26 protein-coding genes are annotated in these 23503 nt (G+C 46.8%); 22 read left to right on the plus strand and 4 right to left on the minus strand.

Features of this window, described 5'->3' with window-relative positions; all coding sequences use genetic code 11:
• The first annotated feature begins 34 nt into the window (after positions 1–34).
• From KNP96_RS07435 to KNP96_RS07445, 3 genes are all read left to right on the plus strand, one after another.
• A complete protein-coding gene (locus KNP96_RS07435; RefSeq protein WP_088836505.1) occupies positions 35–1066 on the plus strand; it encodes a LacI family DNA-binding transcriptional regulator in 1032 nt (343 codons plus the stop codon).
• A 255-nt stretch (positions 1067–1321) separates the two neighbouring features.
• Complete coding sequence (locus KNP96_RS07440) at positions 1322–3622, plus strand: glycoside hydrolase family 65 protein (RefSeq protein ID WP_088836506.1); 2301 nt, start codon at positions 1322–1324, stop codon at positions 3620–3622.
• Positions 3623–3858: 236 nt separating this feature from the next.
• On the plus strand, positions 3859–4710 hold the full coding sequence (locus tag KNP96_RS07445; protein WP_029332877.1) for a YitT family protein: 852 nt from the start codon (positions 3859–3861) through the stop codon (positions 4708–4710).
• A 63-nt stretch (positions 4711–4773) separates the two neighbouring features.
• Here KNP96_RS07445 and KNP96_RS07450 read toward each other — a convergent pair whose 3' ends face one another.
• Complete coding sequence (locus KNP96_RS07450) at positions 4774–5583, minus strand: Cof-type HAD-IIB family hydrolase (RefSeq protein ID WP_088836507.1); 810 nt, start codon at positions 5581–5583, stop codon at positions 4774–4776.
• A 196-nt stretch (positions 5584–5779) separates the two neighbouring features.
• Between KNP96_RS07450 and KNP96_RS07455 the strand changes: the two genes are divergently transcribed.
• From KNP96_RS07455 to KNP96_RS07520, 14 genes are all read left to right on the plus strand, one after another.
• Entirely contained in the window at positions 5780–5974 is a 195-nt protein-coding gene (locus KNP96_RS07455) for a YjzD family protein (protein WP_012369663.1), read from the plus strand.
• 69 nt (positions 5975–6043) lie between these two features.
• Positions 6044–7177, plus strand: a complete 1134-nt coding sequence (gene iadA, locus KNP96_RS07460; protein ID WP_088836509.1) for a beta-aspartyl-peptidase — start codon at positions 6044–6046, stop codon at positions 7175–7177.
• 13 nt (positions 7178–7190) lie between these two features.
• Positions 7191–7682, plus strand: a complete 492-nt coding sequence (locus KNP96_RS07465) for a thioredoxin family protein (RefSeq protein ID WP_029332880.1) — start codon at positions 7191–7193, stop codon at positions 7680–7682.
• Positions 7675–8454, plus strand: a complete 780-nt coding sequence (locus KNP96_RS07470; protein ID WP_088836510.1) for a phosphatidylserine decarboxylase — start codon at positions 7675–7677, stop codon at positions 8452–8454. Before KNP96_RS07465 ends, KNP96_RS07470 begins: the two co-directional genes overlap by 8 nt.
• Positions 8455–8597: 143 nt before the next feature.
• Entirely contained in the window at positions 8598–9182 is a 585-nt protein-coding gene (locus KNP96_RS07475) for a YqeG family HAD IIIA-type phosphatase (protein WP_088836511.1), read from the plus strand.
• Positions 9183–9323: 141 nt separating this feature from the next.
• On the plus strand, positions 9324–10433 hold the full coding sequence (gene yqeH / locus KNP96_RS07480; protein ID WP_029332883.1) for a ribosome biogenesis GTPase YqeH: 1110 nt from the start codon (positions 9324–9326) through the stop codon (positions 10431–10433).
• Positions 10433–11218 (plus strand): shikimate dehydrogenase, encoded by a 786-nt coding sequence (gene aroE / locus KNP96_RS07485; protein ID WP_088836512.1) that lies wholly within the window; start codon positions 10433–10435, stop codon positions 11216–11218. Before yqeH ends, aroE begins: the two co-directional genes overlap by 1 nt.
• A 1-nt stretch (position 11219) precedes the next feature.
• Entirely contained in the window at positions 11220–11513 is a 294-nt protein-coding gene (gene yhbY, locus KNP96_RS07490; RefSeq protein ID WP_088836513.1) for a ribosome assembly RNA-binding protein YhbY, read from the plus strand.
• Positions 11510–12079: a nicotinate-nucleotide adenylyltransferase gene (locus tag KNP96_RS07495; RefSeq protein WP_088836514.1), complete on the plus strand. Its 570-nt coding sequence runs from the start codon at positions 11510–11512 to the stop codon at positions 12077–12079. The genes yhbY and KNP96_RS07495 overlap by 4 nt, the downstream gene beginning before the upstream one ends.
• Positions 12069–12644, plus strand: a complete 576-nt coding sequence (gene yqeK, locus KNP96_RS07500) for a bis(5'-nucleosyl)-tetraphosphatase (symmetrical) YqeK (RefSeq protein WP_088836515.1) — start codon at positions 12069–12071, stop codon at positions 12642–12644. Before KNP96_RS07495 ends, yqeK begins: the two co-directional genes overlap by 11 nt.
• On the plus strand, positions 12641–12988 hold the full coding sequence (gene rsfS / locus KNP96_RS07505) for a ribosome silencing factor (protein WP_029332888.1): 348 nt from the start codon (positions 12641–12643) through the stop codon (positions 12986–12988). Before yqeK ends, rsfS begins: the two co-directional genes overlap by 4 nt.
• Entirely contained in the window at positions 12988–13716 is a 729-nt protein-coding gene (locus KNP96_RS07510; RefSeq protein WP_088836516.1) for a class I SAM-dependent DNA methyltransferase, read from the plus strand. Before rsfS ends, KNP96_RS07510 begins: the two co-directional genes overlap by 1 nt.
• Before the next feature lie 191 nt (positions 13717–13907).
• Positions 13908–14522 (plus strand): helix-hairpin-helix domain-containing protein, encoded by a 615-nt coding sequence (locus KNP96_RS07515; RefSeq protein ID WP_214765462.1) that lies wholly within the window; start codon positions 13908–13910, stop codon positions 14520–14522.
• Entirely contained in the window at positions 14522–16684 is a 2163-nt protein-coding gene (locus tag KNP96_RS07520; protein WP_214769877.1) for a DNA internalization-related competence protein ComEC/Rec2, read from the plus strand. The genes KNP96_RS07515 and KNP96_RS07520 overlap by 1 nt, the downstream gene beginning before the upstream one ends.
• Positions 16685–16719: 35 nt before the next feature.
• Here the strand turns inward: KNP96_RS07520 and KNP96_RS07525 are convergent, their stop codons facing one another.
• Entirely contained in the window at positions 16720–16881 is a 162-nt protein-coding gene (locus KNP96_RS07525) for a YqzM family protein (RefSeq protein WP_029332892.1), read from the minus strand.
• 100 nt (positions 16882–16981) lie between these two features.
• Here KNP96_RS07525 and holA point away from each other — a divergent pair, with 100 nt between their 5' ends.
• A complete protein-coding gene (holA, locus tag KNP96_RS07530) occupies positions 16982–17983 on the plus strand; it encodes a DNA polymerase III subunit delta (RefSeq protein ID WP_214765458.1) in 1002 nt (333 codons plus the stop codon).
• A gap of 15 nt (positions 17984–17998) precedes the next feature.
• The gene (locus tag KNP96_RS07535; protein WP_214769880.1) at positions 17999–18436 is read left to right on the plus strand and encodes a GNAT family N-acetyltransferase; all 438 of its coding nucleotides are present in this window, start codon (positions 17999–18001) and stop codon (positions 18434–18436) included.
• A 135-nt stretch (positions 18437–18571) separates the two neighbouring features.
• On the opposite strand, the gene rpsT is transcribed toward KNP96_RS07535, so the two are convergent.
• A complete protein-coding gene (gene rpsT, locus KNP96_RS07540) occupies positions 18572–18832 on the minus strand; it encodes a 30S ribosomal protein S20 (RefSeq protein ID WP_014969761.1) in 261 nt (86 codons plus the stop codon).
• Positions 18833–19065: 233 nt separating this feature from the next.
• On the opposite strand from rpsT, the gene lepA reads away from it, so the two are divergent.
• Together lepA and hemW are read left to right on the plus strand one after the other, a co-directional pair.
• On the plus strand, positions 19066–20889 hold the full coding sequence (gene lepA / locus KNP96_RS07545; RefSeq protein ID WP_029332895.1) for a translation elongation factor 4: 1824 nt from the start codon (positions 19066–19068) through the stop codon (positions 20887–20889).
• Between the two features lie 60 nt (positions 20890–20949).
• Positions 20950–22095, plus strand: a complete 1146-nt coding sequence (hemW, locus tag KNP96_RS07550) for a radical SAM family heme chaperone HemW (protein ID WP_088836523.1) — start codon at positions 20950–20952, stop codon at positions 22093–22095.
• Positions 22096–22207: 112 nt separating this feature from the next.
• Here hemW and KNP96_RS07555 read toward each other — a convergent pair whose 3' ends face one another.
• Positions 22208–22387: a hypothetical protein gene (locus tag KNP96_RS07555; protein ID WP_088836524.1), complete on the minus strand. Its 180-nt coding sequence runs from the start codon at positions 22385–22387 to the stop codon at positions 22208–22210.
• Positions 22388–22464: 77 nt separating this feature from the next.
• On the opposite strand from KNP96_RS07555, the gene hrcA reads away from it, so the two are divergent.
• Positions 22465–23502: a heat-inducible transcriptional repressor HrcA gene (gene hrcA / locus KNP96_RS07560; protein ID WP_029332898.1), complete on the plus strand. Its 1038-nt coding sequence runs from the start codon at positions 22465–22467 to the stop codon at positions 23500–23502.
• The last annotated feature ends 1 nt before the right edge of the window (position 23503 follow it).

Below are 23503 nucleotides of genomic sequence, written 5' to 3' on the forward strand. Positions count from 1 at the left end.
AATACATTTGTAGGGAAATGATGAGGTGAAGGGGATGCAAGTCACAATTAAAGACGTCGCTAGGGAAGCGAACGTCGCACCATCGACGGTCTCACGTGTCATCGCGAATAGTCCGCGAATCAGTCAAAAAACAAAAGAACGTGTTCGACAAGCAATGGAAGATCTCGGTTATTATCCGAACGTCCATGCTCGGAGTTTAGCGAACCGGACGACGCAAGCAATTGGTCTCGTCATGCCGAGCGCAGCGACGAAAACACTTCAAAACCCATTCTTTTCAGAAGTCATCCGTGGAATCAGTACGAAAGCGCATCAAAACGGGTACTCGCTTTATATGACGACAGGCGTGTCGGAAGAAGAAGTATATGAGGGCGTCGTCTCGATGGTTCAGGGCCGTCGCGTCGACGGAGTTGTCGTTTTATATTCAAGAACCGATGATAAAGTCGTACAATTTCTTCAAGAATCGAAGTTTCCCTTCGTCGTCGTCGGGAAACCGTTCAGTGACTCATCGCAAGTCACGTATGTCGATACGGATAATTACCTTGCCGGTCGTGAAGTGACAAAGTATTTGCATCAGCTCGGACATGAATGTATTGCCTTCGTTGGCGGGTCACAAGACTTAGCGGTCACGCAAGAACGCGTCGGTGGGTATAAAACGGCTTTAATGGAAGAGGGTCTTCCGGTCGAGGATAACTATATCGTCAGTGCACCATTCATGACGACTGGTGGGGCTGACGCCGTTAAACGATTGATGTCACTCGATCATCCGCCGACTGCCGTCGTCGTCAGTGATGATATGATGGCGCTCGGCGTCATGAGTACGTTGAATGAGATGGGGATTAGTGTCCCGGACCAAATGGCGGTCGTCAGCTTCAATAACCTGTTCATCGCTGAGTTTTCGAGTCCGCCATTGACCTCGGTCGAAATCAACATCTTTGGTCTAGGATTTGAAGCGACGAATTGTTTGATTGAACAAATCAATGAAGATGCGACGCCGTATGGTAAACGTGTCATCGTCCCGCATTACCTCGTCGTTCGTCAGTCTTGCGGGGGTCCAAAAAACGAATGAAAACCAGTGACTTCATCTCGCCCGGAACGGGGCTCGAGATGAAGTTTTTTTTATGCTATGAACAAAAAAACACAAAGAAACTAAAGTGGAAAGTAAGTTATTAGGAACGGTTTCACAAAAAGAAATTTATTTTCGTGCAAACGATTGCATTAAGCTGTTTTATGTGTAAAATAAAGAATGTACAGAAACGTTGAAACGCTTACAAATGACGATGAAAACGTTCGAAATCGGCAATGATAAAAGGAGCGACTGATGATGAAACGATTATTTGATATGAATGAATGGAAAATTATAGAGCAGGGGTTCCATCCTGAGGATAACCGTCTCGCCGAATCGATGACTTCGATTGGGAATGGCCATATGGGGATGCGTGGTAATTTCGAGGAAGATTACTCAGGCGATACACACCAAGGAATGTATGTGGCAGGTGTCTATTATCCGGATAAAACACGTGTCGGCTGGTGGAAAAATGGCTATCCCGAGTACTTCGCAAAAGTATTGAACGCAGTCAATATCATGGGTATCCGTGTTTCGATCAATGGTAAGAATGTCGATTTGAATGAGTGGGAAGTCGTCGATTTTAAGCGTGAACTTGATATGCAACATGGTGTTTTGACACGAACGATGTTACTTAAGAATGGCGTCGAAGAGACGAAGATTGAATCGACGCGATTCTTCTCAATCGTGACAAAAGAAATCGCAGCACTCCGTTATACGGTCACACCGATCAACTTTGAAGCGGAAATCATCATCGAGTCGTATCTTGATGCGGATGTCGAGAACGAGGACTCGAACTACGATGAAAAATTTTGGCTCCCGGTCGAACATGGGACGGAAGAGCGTTTCGGATATGTCACGTCAAAAACAAAAAAACTCGATTGGCACGTAACGGCGGCGATGATTACAGATGTTGAAGGCGCATTTTGTGAAGTCGTTGAAGGGACGTCACAATACGTGGCGAACCGCTTTACGAAACAAGTCGAACCAGGTGAAGCGGCGACGGTAGAGAAAGTAGTCGCGCTCGTGACAAACCGTGATTATGAAGTCGAACATTTACTGGAGCAGGCAATGAAGCGTGTCAATGAAGCGTTCGAACTGGGATTCGATACCGTCCTCGCACAGCATGAGGCCGCTTGGTTGAAGCACTGGGAAGAAGCAGACGTTAAAATCGAAGGTGACGTCGAAGCGCAACAAGGGATTCGCTTCAACATCTTCCACATGTTCCAAACCTACACAGGAGAAGACTCCCGGTTGAACATCGGACCAAAAGGATTCACCGGCGAAAAATATGGTGGCGCGACCTACTGGGATACGGAAGCGTATTGTCTCAACTTCTACCTTGCGACATCAAAACCTGACGTCGCGTGGAACTTGTTGAAATACCGTCATAATCAATTGCCGCAAGCAAAAGAGAATGCAGACAAGAACGTCGGTATGAAAGGTGCACTCTATCCGATGGTCACGATGAACGGGGAAGAGTGTCACAACGAGTGGGAAATCACCCATGAAGAAATTCACCGGAACGGCGCGATTGCGCATGCGATTTATAACTATACGAACTATACAGGGGATACGTCATATCTCGGACAATACGGGTTTGAAGTCCTTGTCGAAATTGCGCGGTACTGGGCGAGCCGTGTCAACTATGTCCCGCAAAAAGACGTCTACATGATCCTCGGTGTGACAGGACCGAATGAATATGAAAATAACGTCAACAATAACTGGTATACGAACTTGATGGCAGCATGGTGCCTTGAATACGCGCAAACCGTCCATCGTCATTTAGCGGACAACGAGCCGGACCGTCTCGCCGAGTTGATGCATCAATTAACATTGACGGATGAAGAGCTTGCGCAGTGGGCCGACATCGATCAAAAAATGTATTATCCAAAAGATGAGACGGAGCCGGCAGTTTTCATGCAACAAGACGGCTTCATGGATAAAGAACAAATCATGGTTGCTGATCTTGATCCGAAACACTTGCCACTCAATCAAAACTGGTCGTGGGATCGTGTCCTCCGGTCTGTATTCATTAAACAAGCAGACGTCTTGCAAGGCCTTTACTTCTTGACGGATCGTTTCTCGATTGAGCAAAAGAAAGCGAACTTCGACTTCTATGAACCACGTACGGTGCATGAATCGTCGCTCTCACCTTGTATCTATTCCATCATTGCCGCTGAAGTCGGATATGAAGAAAAGGCGGTTGAATTGTATCAACGTTCTGCACGCCTCGATCTGGATAACTACAACAATGATACGGAAGATGGTCTTCACATCACGTCAATGGTCGGATCATGGATGTCGATCGTGCATGGTTTTGCCGGACTCCGTGTTCAAGAAGGAGTATTATCCTTCAATCCGATGTTACCGCAAGGCTGGACGAGTTATTCGTTCCGGATGCAGTGGCGCGGTCATCATATCCATATTCACGTCAAACAAAATGAAATCTCGATTGAGCAATCTGTAGGTGAAGCATTCTCGTTGAAACTCCATAATCAAGTCGTTGACGTACCAGCTGAAGGTAGCGTCACGGTTCCTTCTTCAATGACGGTCTAAAAATTAGAACGAATCAGGTGTATATGATTGACACAAAACCGGACGATTTTCGAAATTCTTGATGAATCTCGAAAATCGTCCGGTTTTTCGAGTTGTTTTCGTTCAGTCATCGCGCGGACACATGAGAGCGCTACCAAAAAAAGAAATCAATTTCTTTCGCATTCTTGACTATCCGCTGTCATTTGTTATGTGCTAAAGTGTTCCAAGATAGTTCAAGCAGGAGAGGAGAACGAGGTGTGACAGCAGTTGTGAAGGAAAATATTTTAAAGGTAATGGTCGCTTCGATTGGTGGGTTCGTCATTGCGGTCGCAATGAACTGGTTCTTGATTCCAAGTGGCGTTTATTCGACAGGGTTTACGGGGCTTGCCCAAATCCTGACTCAGGTTTTACAGGACACGGCATTTGCGTTCGGTGAGAACGTTTGGTTTTTAGCCCTTAATATTCCATTGATTATATTGGCGTGGATTATGCTCGGTCGTAGCTTTACAATCATTACGCTGATTTCTGTTTTAGCGACAACGATCTTTATCGGTTTGATTCCACAATATGCTGTCATTCCGGGTGACCAAACATTAAACGCAGTGTTTGGTGGTGTCTTGCTTGCGATTGGAACGGGGATTACGATTAAATTTGGTGCGTCGACCGGTGGCTTCGATATCGTCGCCTTGATTTTTGCCCGGTTCTCGGACCGAAGTGTCGGTCTTTATTTATTCGTTTTGAATTTTTTGATTGCAATCCTTGCCGGCGCATTGTTCGGTTGGTCGACAGCTCTCTATACGATTGTCTTTATCTACGTGACGTCGAAAGTGGTCGATGAGATTCATACGAGCAATCAGCGCCTGACAATCTTCATCATCACGAACCATGCCGACGATATCACGATGGCACTGCACCAACATATCATTCGTGGAATCACACAGATGCCGTCGATCGGAACGTATTCACGGGCCGAGAAATCGACGCTGATGATGGTCATCGAACGACATGAACTGCGGGATATCGAACGGATTTGCCGTGACGCGGATGAAACCGTCTTTATCAATGTCGTACCAACCGATTCAGTCGTTGGTTACTTCCGAAAAGGATAGAACAAAAAACGCATCCTCTTGAGTAACGACATTTGTCGGTCAAGGAGATGCGTTTTTTTATCATCAAGCGAGTCCGAGGACATGCTTCAAGTAATAGGCGATGCCATCGTCTTCATTTCGTTTTGTCGTCCCGTTCGCAAGTAATTTGAGTGGTCCGATCGCATTGCCCATCGCGACACCGTGTCCCGCATACTCAATCATTTCTAAATCGTTTTCTTCGTCACCAAAGGCAACGATTTGTTTCTGTTCAATTCCGAGATGTCGTGCGATTTGCTCAAGACCAATCGCTTTGCTCGTTCCTTTACGCATGACTTCGACCATATACTCGGGCTTGATCCACTGACGGTTCAAGACGGTCTCGGCATGAACATGCGACAGCTCTGACCGGATTTCGTTAACGTGCTCACCCTTGGCATGAATCAACAGCGAGGTCGGTTCATGTTGGAGCAGCCTCCGCAAATCACCGGTCGTCACGGACAGGGCATGATCGGTATAAAATTCGTAAATCCCGACCGGATCACGTTGGAAATAGACATGATCGGTCACTTCACAGACGATGTTTTGTGTTTTCGTATCAGCAACGGACTCGAGAATATGTTGCACGGTTTTTAACGGAATCGGATGATGACTGACTTGAAAGTGGGGATCATTCGGATGATGAACGAAACCTCCGTTGAAATTAACGATTGGTGTCGTTAAACCAAGTTCTTCATAGTAGCGTTTCGCGTGGCGAAACGGACGACCTGTCGCGATGACGACTTCATGACCATTTTCACGCGCTTTGTGCAGTGCGGCAATATTTGCAGGACTGATTGTCTTGTCGTCTTTTAAGAGTGTACCGTCGAGGTCGACGGCAATAAGATGACGTTTCATACATTCACCAACTTCGCTTTAGATTCTTTCCTCATTACTTTAGCATATGGACCGGTAGAAAACAGGGAAGTGACTGTTTTGAGCAAAAAGGAAAACGCTTAAAAAAATCCGATTAAAGCTGTCGGATGATTTAAAAAATGATATACTACGAGACGTAGGACTAATAAAAGTAAGCTATGGAAATGGAGGGGAAAGAATGCGTTTTCTCGTTACATTCTTTTGGTCGTTCTTACTCGTGAACACAGCTGTGTTCATCGTATCAGCGGTCGATGCAGTTACGTATAACTTTGGATTTGCGACAGCGATGTCAGTCGTGACGTCACTTGTTGTCTTCGCACTTGATGCAGTCAACGAAGATCTTGGTCTTGGTCAAGGGACAAAGGCAGAATAACTTGAAAGCGAGGTATCGTCACTGGGCGATATGCTCGCTTTTTATCGTTTATAGTGAGGGGGAAGAGGCTTGATTTTAATTAAACAAGCACTTGTTAACGAGATCCCGACGGATGTACTTGTCGGAGGTGGAACGATTCTAGGAATCGGGACATATAATATCGATCAGGATTTGCTTGAACAAACGATTGACGGTACGGGGAAGCGACTCGTTCCAGGATTGATCGATGGTCATGTTCATCCGATTGGCGGAGGTGGGGAAGGCGGATTTGCTTCTCGGACGGCTCCGTTAGTCGCTAGTGATTTCTTGACGGGTGGTGTGACGACGGTCGTCGGATTACTTGGCACGGATGGTTGGACCCGGACCGGGATTGATTTACTGGCACACGTCCGCGGGTTTGCACGACACGGAATTCGACCTTTTCTGTTAACGGGCAGCTACGCTGTCCCGCCCGTTTCGATTACGGATACGATTGGTCGTGATATCGTCCTTATCAATGAAGTCATCGGACTCGGCGAGATTGCGATCAATGATCATCGTTCGACTCAACCGACTGTTCAGGAGCTGACGCGACTCACAGCTGAGGCGCGCATCGCCGGGATGGTCAAAGGGGTCAATGGAACGATGAACGTCCATATTGGAGACGGGAAACTAGCGTTACATCTCCTCGAAGAAGTCGTCCGGACGTCGGATGTACCGATCGAACAATTTTTACCGACACATATCAATCGAAGTGAACGGATTTTTGAAGCCGGTCTTGCTTGGGCGAAACAAGGGGGACGGATTGATTTTACGACCTGTACGACAAAAGCCTTCATCGAAGAAGGCGAGGTGCCGGCTGGACTTGCGCTGAAACGGGCACTTGAAGCAGGGATTCCCTTACGGCAGATCACGATGTCGAGTGACGCCGGTGCGAGTCTGCCGGCGTTCGATGCGGCAGGTAAACTTCTACGAATGGAATCAGGAAAGCCGACCTCGATGTTGCAAGCGGTCGAGGAAGCGGTTCGTCATGGGGTAGCGTTTACGGACGCCATTCAGACGGTCACACGAAACGTTGCCGAAGCTTACGGGATTTCTGGAGGGACAATCAAACCGGGTGAACGTGCCGACCTGTTACTGATTAGTGACGCTTTTGAAATCGATACGATTCTAGCGGGTGGTCATGCTATAATGATTCAGAAAAAATGGCTTATGCCAAAATGATGGAGGGATCGATTTGTCGAAAAAGTCTACGCGCGTGAAGCCGTCGAAAAAGTCGCAATCAAAAGCGAATTGGATAACGGCCGGCGTCATCGCATTGATCGTCATACTGGGAGCAACATTGCTGCTCTTCATGGATAATGAAGATTCAGCAACGAAAGATGGAAATCTAACAGCGAGTCAAGTCGCTGAAAAATTAAAGTCAGGTGACGAATTCTATACGTACTTCTATCAGACAGGGTGCGTCCACTGTGAAAAAGTAAAACCGTACTTAGTACCGCTCGGCGAGCAACAGGATATTCCGTTTGAACAGATTGATCTTGCTGTCGAACAGTCGGCGTGGGATACATTCGGTATCGAAGGAACACCAACTGTCGTCCACTTCAAAGATGGGAAAGAAGTAAGCCGTGTCGCAGGCGAACAGACAGAAGAAAGCTATAAGGAATTCTTCGCAGGTAAGGATATTGAGGATTCAAAAGAAGAATCATCGGGTGATTTAAATGATTAAAAAATGGTTTTTTAAAAATCTATTCGAATTAAATGGACGCCCGTTCGTCGCACATCAATTGCGGCGCTTTGCGATGAGTGAATTGAGCCGGCCTTTCATCAAACCGTTTATTAAGCTGTATGATTTACAAATGGACGAAGCGAGTCAGCCGGTCGACGCGTACCCGACTCTACATGAGTTGTTCGTCCGTCACTTAAAAGAAGAAGTCCGACCGATTACGCAAGCTGAGCACGCATTCGTCAGTCCGTGCGACGGTGTTTTATCTGTCGTCGACGACTTGACGGAAGAGAGTCGCTTCACGGTCAAAGGACAAACGTATTCAGTCGCGGAATTGATTGGTTCACACCATGAAGCGGCAACGTACGTTGGTGGCCGTGTCCTGATTTTTTATCTCAGCCCACAAAATTATCATCGCGTTCATGTTCCAATCGATGGGACAGTTCGGACGAGTTATACGCTCGGGCGGGATTCTGCACCGGTCAATGATCTTGGATTGGCTTACGGAACGCGACCGCTGACACGAAACTATCGACGGGTGACGCGAATCGTCCAAGGTGCACATGCGCTTGAACACGTCATGGTCGGAGCGTTGAACGTCAACACGATCGTCCAGACGAATCATGCACGTGACATTCGTCGTGGCGACGAGTTCGGGTATTTTTCATTCGGTTCGACGGTCGTTTTAATTGCTCCAAAAGGTGCGCTTGATTTAGAAGGTGATGTAACTGGTCCTGTCTTGATGGGACAAGCACTTGGTATTTGGAATTCATGAAAGCAAAAGCGCCCTTAAAGTGAAAGGGCGTTTTCTTTTGTGCATCGCTCTACGCCATTGATTGTGCTATAATCGAACGATAAGAACATAACTGTTTCTTAAACTTAACTATAGAGCTAGACCATTATCTGGAGGTTTTATTCTTGTTCAAACGACTTTATCCGAAACATTTCGTCGCATCCATTTATGATATCGATTTAGAGATGTTAAAACGAAACGGTGTCAAAGCAATTTTGACGGATCTTGATAACACGCTTGTTGCATGGGATATTGCCGATGCTCCAGACGAATTGGTGTCATGGCTGGATATGGTGAATAATCAATACGGATTTGACGTCATCATCGTCTCGAATAATAACGGCGATCGTGTCAAAAAGTTCGCGGATCCACTCGGACTTCACTATATTGCACCTGCCCGAAAACCATTACCAATCGGTTTCAAACGAGCATTAACGGAATTCGGTTACCATGCAAAAGAAGTTGTATTTCTTGGGGATCAGCTGTTTACTGATGTGCTAGGAGCAAATTCCGTAGGCATCGAAGTCATTCACGTCCAACCCGTCGTTAAAACAGACGGTGTCGTCACTAAATTCAATCGCTTGATGGAACGTCTCGTCTTCCGTCGCATGAAACGTAAAGGCATCTATAAATTGACGCAACGTGTCAAAGAAGAGTCTGAAACGGAAAAGCGGCAGATCGAGTCACTGCGTCAAGATAAGCAACAATGACCCTGTCATACCGGTAGATGAAAGGATAGGCAGTAGTCGCAACATGTACGGCAATAGGTCGGAAGTTACGCTCTTGGAGTAGCGTGCAGGGTGCTACGTTGAATAGAGAAGGGAAAGTTCCCGATGCGGCTCAACACACATATGAACGAAGAAATTCATTGCGCCGGCTGTGGTGTCGAGATTCAAACAGAGGATCCGAAAGCACCAGGTTATGCGCCTAAATCTGCACTTGACCGTGAAATGGTCATTTGCCAACGTTGTTTTAAACTGAAACACTACAACCAAATTCAAGACGTTGCATTGACGGACGATGATTTTGTCAAAATTTTAGACGGAATCGGTCAAAAAGATGCACTCGTCGTTAAAATCGTTGATATTTTTGATTTCAACGGAAGTTGGTTACCAGGATTACACCGCTTCGTCGGAAAAAATGATGTCCTGCTTGTCGGGAATAAGGCAGATTTGTTGCCGAAATCACTTAATCCGAATCGTTTGATGAACTGGATGCGCCAAACATCGAAGGAACTGGGCTTACGTCCGGTAGATGTTCACTTGATTAGTGCGAAAAAAGGGCATGGCGTCGATGAATTAGCCGAGAAGATTGACTACTATCGTAAAGGGCGCGACGTTTACGTCGTCGGCTGTACGAACGTCGGGAAATCAACGCTCATCAACCAAGTCATTAAACGTTTTGGTGAAGAAGAAGAGGCCGTCATCACCGTCAGTCACTTCCCAGGAACGACACTCGATTTGATCGACATTCCGCTAGATGACAACTGTAACCTGTACGACACGCCAGGAATCATCAATCATCATCAGATGGCGCACTATGTCGATGCGCGCGACTTGAAATTGATTACGCCGAAAAAAGAAATCAAACCACAAGTCTTCCAAATCCACCCGCAACAAACGTTATTCTTTGGTGGTTTAGCACGCCTTGACTACATGGAAGGGAACAAACGTTCATTCGTCATCTATATGTCAAATGAACTCAAGGTTCACCGGACGAAGTTAGATAAGGCGGACGATCTTTATGCAAATCATAATGGAGAGTTATTATCGCCTCCGAATGAAAAAACGCTTGAGATGTTACCACCGCTCGTCCGTCATGAGTTCAGCTTACGTGACAACATGAAAACAGATATCGTCTTCAGTGGACTCGGTTGGGTTGCAGTTCACGGAAAAGGTGGACGAGTAGCTGCCTACGCGCCTAAAGGTGTTGCTGTTTCCTTACGTGAGGCGCTCGTCTGATGCGTTTCGCTGTCATCGGTCATCCGATTGCCCATTCACTTTCACCCGTGCTGCACGAGGCATGGCTGGAAGCGGCTGGGCTTTTCGGCTGTTATAGTATGATAGATGTCGAAGCAGACGATTTAGAGCAGGTCGTCCGGCAATTACGGATGCGCGAGCTCGACGGGATTAACGTCACGATTCCCTATAAGACGGCAATCATCCCGTTTCTTGATCGACTCGAGCCTTCTGCTGAAAAAGCAGGGGCGGTCAATACGGTCTATTTTGACGGGACGGAACTGGTCGGTGCGAATACGGACGGGACGGGATTCGTTCGTGCCTTGTCCGCAAGACAATCGTCAGAAAACATTCTTGTGATTGGCGCGGGCGGGGCGGCGCGAGGAATCGTCGCAGCGCTCGACGGGACTGTCACACTCATGAACCGGACGAATCAACGCGCGCGCGCGCTTGCCGCTGAATTTCAGGCGCAGGCAATCGACTGGTCGGGGTCACCAGATTTAACGCCGTATGACACAATCATCAATACGACATCGGTCGGTATGATGCCACGCATCGAAGCAACACCAATCGTATTGACCGAGACGACGGCACTGATTTGTGATATTATTTATCGACCGACTCCGACGCAACTACTACGTGATGCCTCGGCTCGAGGACTCGCGACACTAGACGGCGTCCCGATGTTCGTTTTACAAGCGGCTGAAGCATTTGAACGCTTCACCGGTCATGCACCTGATCTTACGCTTGGTGAGCAGGTGATTCGAAAGCAATTGGAGGAATATTGATATGTTAACAGGTAAACAAAAACGATTTTTACGTGCGACAGCACATGATTTAAGCCCGATTTTCCAAGTAGGGAAAAATGGCGTTGGAGAAGCGATGTGTGCGGATTTGATCGATGCACTCGAAAAACGTGAATTATTGAAAGTCCAAGTTTTGCAGAACTGTGCCGACACACCAAAAGACGTAGCGGCTGAACTCGTCGACGGAACAAATGCTGAACTCGTTCAAGTCATCGGTAAAGTTGTTGTTCTCTACAAAGAATCGAAAGAGAATAAAACGTTACAATTACCACGATGAAGATTGGTTTGATGGGCGGAACGTTTGACCCGCCCCACATCGGTCATTTATTGATAGCGGAACAAGCAAAGGAACAACTGCATCTTGATGCGGTTTGGTTTTTACCTGCGAACGTCCCTCCGCATAAAGCGGCGAACGTGACGAGTGCTGCGCAACGGTTGAAGCTCGTTGAAGCCGCTGTCCAGGCAAACGATGCGTTTTCCGTCTCGACGATTGAGTTCGAGCGTCAGGAAAAATCGTATACGCTTGAGACGGTTCTCGAATTGAAAAAACGGTATCCGACAGACGAGTTCGTGTTTCTACTCGGGGCAGACTCGCTTGCGAGCCTTGATACATGGTATCAAGCAGACCGCCTGTTTGAGGCAGTTCAATTCGGAGCGGTCGCACGTCCAGGCAGTCGTTATTTGATTCCGGCAGGTGCGCAAGTGACAGCAGTCGACTTACCGTCGCTTGAAGTGTCTTCGACGGACATTCGAAAACGTGTCGCCCGCGGTAAAAGTATCCGTTACCTTGTTCCTGAAGCTGTCCGACAACTAATCGAGGAGTGGGAATTGTATGTTACTTGAAGAAGCAGACGATATCATTAAACAAACACTCCCGCATAAGCGTTATATGCATACGCTTGGAGTTGTTGAAACAGCTCGTCAACTCGCACGGCGAAACGGTGTCGACGAGGAAACGGCAGCGTTCGCTGCGATGCTGCACGATTATGCGAAGTATCGGGACACCGAAGAAATGCGGACGCTCGCTCGCGAACTCGGACAGCTCGAGTTGCTCGATTATGACGATGAGCTTTTGCACGCGCCAATCGGCGCAGAACTCGTCAAACGTGAACTTGGCGTCAAAGATACGGTGATTTACCAAGCGATCGCGAATCATACGACCGGTGCTCCGGATATGCCATTGCTCGATCAAGTGATTTTCGTCGCCGATGCGATTGAGCCGAATCGTACGTATCCAGGCGTTGAAACATTACGTGAAATTGCAGACGCCGATTTAACGGACGCCGTCATCGCGACGCTTGCGCATACCATCCAATTTTTATGTAACAAACAAACAGTGATTTTTCCGTTGACGATTGAAACGTATAACGCGTTCGTCACGGCTAAACGAAAGGGGACCGTCCTATGACAGTCGAACAAGAATTAAAATTAATCGTAAATGCAATTGATGATAAACGGGCAGAAGATATCATCGTTTTAGATATGAAAAACATCTCACCAATCGCAGATTATTTCGTGATTTGTGAAGGTGGATCAGAAAAGCAAGTTCAAGCGATCGCACGTGAAGTGAAAGAAGTTGCGCATAAAAATGAACTTCCGATCAAACGTCTCGAAGGACTTGACGCAGCGCGTTGGGTACTCGCCGATCTTGAAAATGTTGTCGTCCATGTCTTCCACCGTGATGACCGTGACTACTACAACCTTGAAAAACTCTGGTCAGACGCACCTAAAGTAGAAGTCGAGATCGACTGATGGCGTACGAACAGTTTGCATACGTCTATGACGAGTTGATGCAAGATGTTCCCTACGACGAATGGGTCGCCTGGGTATCGCAATACGTCGAAGCAAACAGTACGATTGCTGACGTCGGTTGTGGGACAGGAACGGCGACGTTGTTACTCGCTGAGCATTACCGCGTGACAGGTATCGATCTATCGGAAGAGATGCTTGAAATTGCACAAGAAAAAGCGATGGGACAACAGCAAAAAATCGATTTTTGGTGTCAAGACATGCGCGAAATCGAATTGCCTGCTCCAGTCGACGCACTGACGATTTTGTGTGACTCGCTCAACTACCTGAAGACAGAAGCGGATGTGCAACAGACGTTCGAACATGCGGCACGGACGTTAAAAGAAGGCGGGAAGTTGTTGTTTGATGTGCATTCCCCGTATAAGATGGAAACACTCTTTAACGGGAAAACATATGCGACACACGCCGAACAAAGTTCTTATATTTGGTTTGCCGATCCCGGAGAAGCACCACTGTCCGTCGTCCACGAATTGACGTTCTTCATCGAAGACGAAGATGGACGTTATGACCGTGTTGACGAGACACATCATCAACGGACGTATCCGCCGGAACAATACGTGACGTGGCTTCGTGAAGCCGGATTCCGGACGCTCGCCGTAACAGGTGATTTCACGAGTGATGCACCAACACCGACGGCCGAACGAATTTTCTTTGTAGCTGAAAAAATATAATGGATGGACCGTTGCAAAAGGAAACTTTCGCAGCGGTTTTTTGTGCTGTATGTTAAAGAAAAATAAACGATTTACATGAAAAAGATTTCTTGAGGAATTGATTTGTCAGTTAACACCACGAGAAAAACGAATTACTCAAAGCTACGTGACGACTCGAGCCTGGTAAAGTCGAGGCAAGAGGAGGGAGACCGATGACTATTCCCCGGATTCAACAAATCGCGAGTGTTGTTGTTGTCGTGTTACTGATAATCGTACTGTTCGTCCCGTTACCATCGTGTTCGAAAGAAGCGCTCGTCGACAAACCAGCAATCGTTAAGCATGAGCAAGACGCCAAAGCAGAAGATCAAGGGTCCACGGAGCAGACCCTCTTAAACAAAAAAATCATGGTTGATGTGAAAGGGGCAGTCAAGCGACCGGGACCCTATTCCTTTAAGTTAGGCGACCGGATTAAAGACGCAGTCGTTCGTGCGGAGTTGACACAAGCTGCTGATGTGACAGAAATGAATCTCGCGGCACGGTTGATTGACGGTCAGGAAGTCATTGTTCCGACAAAAGAAAAAGTGAAACTTACACAACCGAAAGAAGAAGTGCCACAAGCAGATGTGCCGACTGGTCTGCTCGACTTGAATGCTGCGACGGAGCAACAGTTACTTGAAATCCCTGGAATCGGTCCAGCTAAAGCGAACGCGATTTTAGCCTATCGTGAAGAAAAGGGCGGGTTCGCGCGTTATGAAGACTTAGGAGAGGTTAAGGGATTTGGTGACAAGACGCTTGAAACATTGAGAGCCTATTTGATTGTTTACTGATGCCGTTATTCCCGTTATTTTTCATGATTGTATTGATCGCAATCAAAGAGTCACTTTGGCTCGTAGGTGTGATTTGTCTCGTTTTGACCATTAAAAGCTGGTCTTTTACTTCGACACGCCTTGTCTTGATGAGTCTGTTGGTCGTAGTGCTCATCGTGTACGGACAAGATTTCGTTGATACGACACCGATTCAGACAATTGATATTTTGGACGCGAAGCAAAATGGAGATCGGATTCGGTACCTGGCGACTGCGAATCAACAGGAGTTGATCGTTTCGGCGACGCTAGATGAACATCAGGATCTCGATTACGAGCGAATTGGAAGACGATGTCAAGTCGAACTGACGGAAAAAATGGTTTTACCCCGTGTCAATCGTGGCGGCTTTGACGAGGCGCGCTGGATGCGTACAGAACGATTAGCAGGAAAATTCGAAGTGAAAGAATGGGGATCGTGTACCGATACACCTGGATTTGACGCGCAGGGACGCAGGATGCGCCAAGCATGGATGGACCGGATTGAACGACTTCCGGCGAAACAAGCCTTGTATATCGAAGCGCTCGTGCTAGGTGAGGACCGATTGATGGATCAGTTGACGCTTGATCGCTTCAAGAAGTTTGGATTGTTACACGCAATCGTCATTTCAGGTTCACATATCGCCTTTTTGATTTTTACGATATTATGGATTTTGAAAAAGTGCCGATTGACGCGTGAACGAAGAGCGGAATTCGTCCTTGTCTTATTACCGTTATATGGTTGGCTGACGGAATGGAGTGCGCCGGTCACGCGTGCAGTCTGCGTCGCGTTCATCTTGCTGCTCTATCAGCGTCTCGGACGACGGACAGACCCGCTCCTCGTGGTTGCCTATGTTGCAGCAGCGCAACTCGCCTATTCCTATACGAGTCTTTATGATATCGGCTTTCAGTTGACTGTCGGACTAACGATTTTTTTATTATTGTCGCGCAAGATCTGGCAAAAAGTAAAACGTCCTTGGAACTGGTTGTTAATTAGTGTCTGGGCGCAGATCTTAACGAGCCTAGTCTTGCAAATGGCGGAACAAACGGAAGTTTCGCCATGGTCGCCTCTGTTGAACCTCGTCATTGGAGCCTGGATCGAATGGATCATCCTTCCGCTTTCCTTTCTAGTAGGCTTACTCTTGTTTTTCCCAGTCACGGATACATTCATGACGCTCCACGAGCGAGCAGTTGGTGTACTTGATCTTGCCCTCGCCCAAGCGGAGCAGTTACCTGTTCCGACCGTTGCTGTCCACTTATTGTCGTTACCACTCTTTTTGCTCGTTATAGTCGTCGTCTTAATCGGATGGTATGTAGCGGAACAAAAGTGGTGGGGGCATCTTCTTCCCGTCTGTGCTCTCCTTCTTGGAAGTGTATCGATGGATTTAAGGACGGAAGAACAGGTGACATTTCTCGACGTCGGTCAAGGCGATAGTACGGTAATCGAGAAGGATGGAGAAACGTTCGTCATCGACACAGGCGGGGCGTTTACGTTATCACAACGTCCCACGTTACGTCCGTTCGACCCTGGTAGTCAAATCGTTGCGCCTTTTCTTCATACGCGCGCGGAGACAGTAATCGACGGACTCATCTTGACTCATGCTGACAATGATCATATTGGAGGTGTCATCGGGTTATTAAAGAAAATTCGTGTCGATACGATTTATTTCGGAAGATACGATAATCAGGATGAAAAGCGGCATCGTTTGCTGGAGCAGATTGAAGCGACAGGGACCAAAGTGGAGTTCGTCAAGGCAGGGCGAGAGATACGACCTTGGCTTACTGTTGTTGCACCTGACGAATCAGAAGCAGAGGAGAATGACCGTTCCATCGTGTTGCTTGCGGACGTTGCAGGAAAACGGGTTTTGTTGACGGGTGACGCGAGCATTGAACAAGAAGAAGGTTGGAACCTTGGACCAATCGATATTTTGAAAGCGGGTCATCATGGCTCGAAGACGTCGACGGGACTCGACTTGTTGCAACAAACGAATCCAGAAACAGTCATCATCTCCGCGGGACGGAATAATCGTTATGGTCACCCGCATGAAGAAGTGTTAGATCGCATCGGAAATCAGCGGACGATTTGGCGGACGGACAGGGACGGGATGATAACTTGTTCTTCAGCAGGCTGTGAAGCTATGATAAAATAAAAAACAGCAACCCCCCAAGGTTGCTGTTTTAGTGATTATAGACTTAAGAATTTGATTAAAACGCCAATGATGAATAAAACGGCGAAGAAACCAAATGAAGCGCCAAAACCGACGGCTGAGTCAAGCGCGTCATTACGTTTTGATTGAATATCGTTTTCAAACGCATTTTCACTTGGTGGGCGTACTGAATGTGCCATGCTGCATTCCCCCTTAATAGATTCCGCTTCTAGTATAGCGGAATAAAAGAGGATTATCTATGATGAAGTTAAGAATAAACTGTGAAATGTGGTGGGAATGATGAAAACACCTTGGCTTGTCAACGGAAAGTTGGCTAACCTTTATTTATTATATGGGACGGAGCGTCATCTTTTAGAGGAGTGGGAACGTGAAATCGTGAAGGCGGCATTACCAGATGGCGAACGATTTGACTACATGAAGATCGATTTAAACGATCAGCCTCTCGATGCCGTGTTAGATGAGGCGGAAACAGTTCCTTTTTTAAGTGATTACCGTGTCGTGGTTGCAAAACCAGCGACTTTTCTGACGGGCGCGAAAGATAAAAAAACGCATAACGTTGATCGATTAGCGGAATATGTCTTACAACCGGCAGATTATGCAGTCGTCGTTTTAATTGTCGAAGCGGAGAAACTGGATGAACGAAAAAAAATCGTCAAGCGGTTGAAAGATCGTGCGACGGTCCTCGAAGCAAAAAAGCCGACTTCGGAAGAATTATTCCGCTTTACGATGGATACTGTTAATGACAAAGGATACCGGATGGAGCGACCGGCAATTGAACGGTTAATCTTTTTGACAGGAGAAATGTGGGGAACGCTAGCGCATGAGCTCGATAAGCTGATGCTTTATGCAGGCGATCATCCGACGATCGAGTTGGCGGATGTTGATTTGTTAGTACCGCGGACACTTGAAGACAATGTCTTTCAATTGACGGATTACTTAATGAAACGTCAACTTGAGCCTGCGATTCGCCTGATTCGTGACTTAGAAAAGCAAGGTCAGGAAATATTAGCGCTGCTCGGTTTGATGGCACGTCAGTACCGAATGATGTTACTGTCTAAGCGCCTGGCGGAACAAGGTTATGGTGAACGACAAATTGCTTCAAAGGTCGGGGCGCATCCATATGCGATTAAATTAGCATTGCAGTCCGGGAAACGATTTACGTTCGCCCAACTCGAACAGGCGTTAATCGCCATCACGACGACTGATGAAGGGATGAAGACTGGGCGTGGTGATAAGCGAATATTGTTTGATTCACTAATCGTCCGACTAGCGACTTTGTGAGGAGCTGACGAACTAATGGAAATTCGAATGATTCAAGCAACAGAAGTGATTCCACTTCGTCATGGCGTCTTACGTCCGCATCAACCGATTGAGGCGTGCACGTATCCGGACGACTTGGCGACAGATACGTTTCACCTCGGAGGCGTCAAGGGCGGTAAAATTGTCGCAATCGGCTCATTTGCAAAACGGTCATATGATACAGCTCCCGAATTGACATATCAATTGCGGGGAATGGCGACGAGTCCGGATGTACGTGGTGAAGGATACGGGATTGCATTGCTTGAAGAAGCACGACGAATTTTAAAGGAACGGCAAGCTACTGGTTGGTGGTGTAATGCCCGGCTAGTCGCAGTTCCGTTTTACGAACGATTTGGAATGAAGATTGCGAGTGAGCAATTTGAAATCGAAGGAATTGGTCCGCATCACGTGATGGTCGATCGATTGACGTATTGAAACGAAGTATTCAAATCAACTGAGACTGACTCGAAAGGAAGCATTCTTTTGGAGTCGGTCTCTTTTTTAAGCACAAAAAAATCGCCACCGGGGAAGCCCCTAGTGGCGATCGATCACCGTATTCTTCGGAAAGAATTAAAGTGCGTTTACGAGTTTAGCGAGACGTGATTTGTCACGACCAGCTTTGTTGCTGTGGATAAGACCTTTAGCAGCAGCTTTGTCGATTTTCTTAGACGCTGTGTTGAAAGCTACGAGCGCTTGCTCTTTGTTACCTTCAGTAGCGAAAGTTTCGACTGCTTTGATAGCTGAACGCATTGACGATTTACGTTGTACGTTAGCGACGCGGCGTTTTTCAGCTGTTTTAACACGCTTGATTGCTGATTTAATGTTAGCCATGGATGATTCACCTCCAAGAAAACTCATTCGAGATTTATATTCGCATATCTGCATTTATCGTTCAACAGAACAAACACAATTGTAGCAAACGTTTTTCTTAAAAGCAATAACAGCTCTAGGGTTTCTTTGGATTTTTGTTTTTCGGTAAAACAAAACGGGATGGTACAGCTCGTCTGATTTTTGTTATAATGAAGCGTATGTACGTTTGAATATAAGGTAAGGTGACTATAAACATGAATAATGCAGACCGTTTAAAACGGCAAAAGAGCATTCGGAACTTCTCGATTATCGCCCATATCGACCACGGGAAATCGACGCTCGCTGACCGTATTCTAGAAAGAACAGGCGCTTTGACGTCACGTGAAATGAAAGACCAAACGCTTGATGCCATGGATCTCGAACGGGAACGTGGAATTACAATCAAGTTGAATGCCGTCCAATTGAAGTATACAGCAAAAGATGGTGAGGAATATATCCTCCATCTGATCGACACACCTGGACACGTCGACTTTACTTATGAAGTTTCGCGTTCACTCGCAGCGTGTGAAGGTGCTGTTCTCGTCGTCGATGCGGCGCAAGGGATTGAAGCACAAACACTCGCGAACGTCTACTTGGCGTTAGATAACGATCTTGAAATTTTACCGATCATCAATAAAATTGACCTGCCGTCGGCGGATGTCGAACGTGTTCGTCAAGAAATCGAAGATGTCATCGGACTCGATGCATCTGAAGCGGTTCCGACGTCAGCAAAAGCAGGAATCGGAATTGAAGAGATTCTTGAACAAATCGTCGAAAAAGTGCCTGCACCAACCGGTGATCCGGCTGCACCGCTTGAAGCGTTAATTTTTGACTCGTTCTATGACCCGTACCGTGGTGTTGTCGCATCAATCCGAATCGTCAACGGAACGGTCAAAGTCGGTGATAAAATTCGTATGATGTCGACCGGTAAAGATTTCGAAGTCTTAGAACTTGCCGTTTCGACACCAAAGGCACTTCGTCAACAAGAATTAACGGTCGGAGATGTTGGTACATTGTCAGCGTCGATTAAGACCGTTGGAGACGTCCGAGTAGGGGATACGATTACACTCGCGAAACAACCGGCAATCGAAGCGTTGCCGGGTTACCGGAAAATGAATCCGATGGTGTATTGTGGACTGTATCCAATCGATGCCGCCCGTTACAATGATTTACGTGAAGCGCTTGAGCGTCTCCAGTTAAGTGATGCAGCACTCGAGTTCGAGCCGGAGACATCGCAAGCACTCGGATTCGGTTTCCGCTGTGGATTCCTAGGTATGTTGCACATGGAAATCATTCAAGAGCGAATCGAACGTGAGTTCAACATCGATATGATCACGACAGCACCGTCGGTTATCTACAACGTGACGACGACGTCTGGCGAAGTCTTGCATGTCGACAACCCGTCGAAGATGCCCGATCAACAAAAGGTCGAGTTCATCGAAGAACCTTTCGTCAAGGCAGCTGTCATGACGCCGAACGACTATGTCGGGGCAATCATGGAACTTTGTCAAAAGAAACGTGGGACGTTCATCGACATGGAATACATCGATACGACACGTGTTAAAATCACGTATGAGTTACCGCTTTCGGAAATCGTTTATGATTTCTTCGATCAATTAAAATCGAGTACAAAAGGATATGCTTCACTGGATTACGAATTGATTGGCTACCAACAATCACGCCTTGTGAAGATGGATATCCTATTGAATAACGAAAACGTCGATGCCCTGAGTTTCATCGTTCACCGTGATTTTGCGTACGAACGTGGGAAAGTCATCGTTGATAAATTAAAAGAATTGATTCCACGGATGCAATTCGAAGTGCCGATTCAAGCTGCGGTCGGGACAAAAATCGTTGCGCGTTCGACGATTAAAGCCCTTCGGAAAAACGTTCTCGCAAAATGTTATGGTGGGGATATCTCACGAAAACGTAAATTGCTTGAGAAGCAAAAAGAAGGTAAGAAGCGCATGAAGATGGTAGGCTCGGTAGAGGTACCTCAAGAAGCCTTCATGTCGGTTCTGTCGATGGATGAAGATTAAAGTCAAAAGGGGGCGTTTAACGCACCCTTTTTCTTGTTTATATAGAAAGGATGAGGCGAAATGACTCCACGCGCCGCATATGTCCACATTCCGTTTTGTGAACATATCTGTTACTACTGTGATTTCAATAAAGTATTTTTAAAGAATCAACCGGTTGCGGAATATTTAGATGCGTTAGAACGTGAAATCGAACTGACACTACAACAATACCCGACCGATCGACTTGAAACGATTTTCATTGGTGGCGGAACACCGACTGCCCTGAACGAACAACAGATGCAACGTCTGATGGACATCATCAGCAAACATCTCTTGCCGCTGACGGATGAGACGCTTGAATACACGGTCGAGTCGAATCCGGACGGCGTATCGCCTGAAAAACTCGATATCATGAAAGCGGGTGGTGTCAACCGTGTCAGTTTCGGTGTCCAGTCGTTTGATGACGGATTGCTTGAACGGATCGGTCGGACGCACCGGGAAGCGAAAGTCGCAGAGACGCTTGACGAAGCGGCTAAACGGTTTGATAACATTTCCGTCGATTTGATGTTCGGCTTACCGAATCAAACGCTTGAGCAAGTTAAATACGATGTCGAGCGCGCCCTTCGCTTACCGATCACCCATATTTCGTCGTACTCGTTAATTTTGGAACCGCACACCGTGTTCGCGATTCAAGAACGAAAAGGAAAACTCCCGTTACCGACACAAGATCTTGAAGCAGAGATGTATCGTTTGATGATTGAGACGATTGAAGCCGGTGGTTTGAAACAATACGAAATCTCGAACTTCTCGTTACCGGGGAAAGAAAGTCGGCATAACCGGGTCTACTGGGAAAATGATGAGTATTACGGTTTCGGCGCAGGCTCGCATAGTTACATCGCTCAAACACGTCGCGCGAACATCGCACCGATTCCGCATTACATCAAGGCGGAAGGTTTACCGGTCCGCAACGAGACACCACTGACACGTGTCGAGCGAATGGAAGAAGAGATGTTCCTCGGACTTCGGATGAAACAAGGGGTGTCAATCGAACACTTTGAGCAAAAGTATGGGATAGCGTTAGATGCTGCTTTTGGTAAAACAATCACGAAGTTATTGCCGCGCGGATTAGTCGAACGGACGGATACACACTTGCGATTAACGGAGGCGGGTGTCCCGCTTGCGAATGAAGTATTCGCCGAGTTCATCGGTGAAGCGGAAGTTGAATGATTTCAGGACGACAAAAAAACCAATCCACAGTAGCGGGATTGGTTTTTTGCGTACAGACAACGTGCTATTGGGAGATAAAAGCGTCTTTTCTCGTTATTTTCCTCGTACGCGTCTATTTTTTAGATTTTCTTGCGAAATAAGCAGTCGTTCCGATGATGGCAATGAACAACCAAACGAACACACCGGCCATCGCAAACATCTCAAGCATCTTGATCATCCTTTTCATCATTTGTTTCACTGTATCGTATAATGGGAAACTGTTCAAAGGGTTCAGCAAATCTGTTGACATCATTTCCACTATTCCTTATAGTAAAGATGTAATTAGCACTCGTTAAAAGTGAGTGCTAACAAAATAAGGTGGTGAAGAAGGTGCTGACGGATCGTCAATTGTTGATTTTGCGTGCAATCGTCGATGATTATATCAAAACCGCTCAACCCGTCGGCTCACGGACGCTCTCGAAACGAGACGACGTGACGTTCAGTTCCGCGACCATTCGAAATGAGATGGCGGACCTCGAAGAGATGGGATTGATTGAAAAACCGCATACTTCTGCGGGACGAATTCCATCTGAGCTTGGATATCGATTTTATGTCGATCATCTGATTCGTCCGGAAAGCATCTCACCGCAAGAGGCAAAAGCATTAAAATCATTATTTGCCCATTCCGTGAATGAAAATGATCGCTTGATCAGACATACGGCGGACTTGTTGAGCGAATTGACGCATTACACGACACTTGTATTAGGTCCTAAAGAAGAAGGACAACGGCTCCACCATTTAGAATTAATCCCGTTAGCAGAAGGACGCGTCGTAATCGTTCTCGTAACGGAGACAGGTCATGTTGAGCATAAGACACTTCAGTTAGCGGAAGCTCTCTCACGTGAGGCAGCGAGTCGACTGATGGAACGTCTGAATAAGACGTTACGAGGAACGCCACTGAGCAATCTTCGTATTCGTTTGCTGGAAGAAATCAGACGTTTTCGTTCCGAACATTCGGAGCAGACGTCGTTACTTTCGAAAGCACTCGATATCGTTTTGATGGATCAACAGGATGAGCGTCCCTTGATTTATCTGGGTGGAAAAGCAAACATGTTCGACCAACCGGAATTTCAAGACGTCGCCAAACTAAGACCTGTCTTAGAATTGATTGAACAGCAGGAAGCATTGTTTGATTTCTTGAGTCCGAATCTCGATAATCAAATCTTGATTACAATCGGAAGCGAGAACAATGTCGATGCCCTGAAGGATTGTAGCGTGATCCGTGCCCATTACTCCGTTGATGGCGTTTCGCTCGGGACACTTGCGCTGATTGGTCCAAAACGGATGGATTATAATCGAGGCATCAATTCGATCATTCATCTTTTGCAAGCATTCCAAACCGAGCTGCGTAAGAACAGCTTGGATTGAA

Source organism: Exiguobacterium sp. s133 (assembly GCF_018618595.1).
Lineage (GTDB): Bacteria > Bacillota > Bacilli > Exiguobacteriales > Exiguobacteriaceae > Exiguobacterium_A > Exiguobacterium_A oxidotolerans.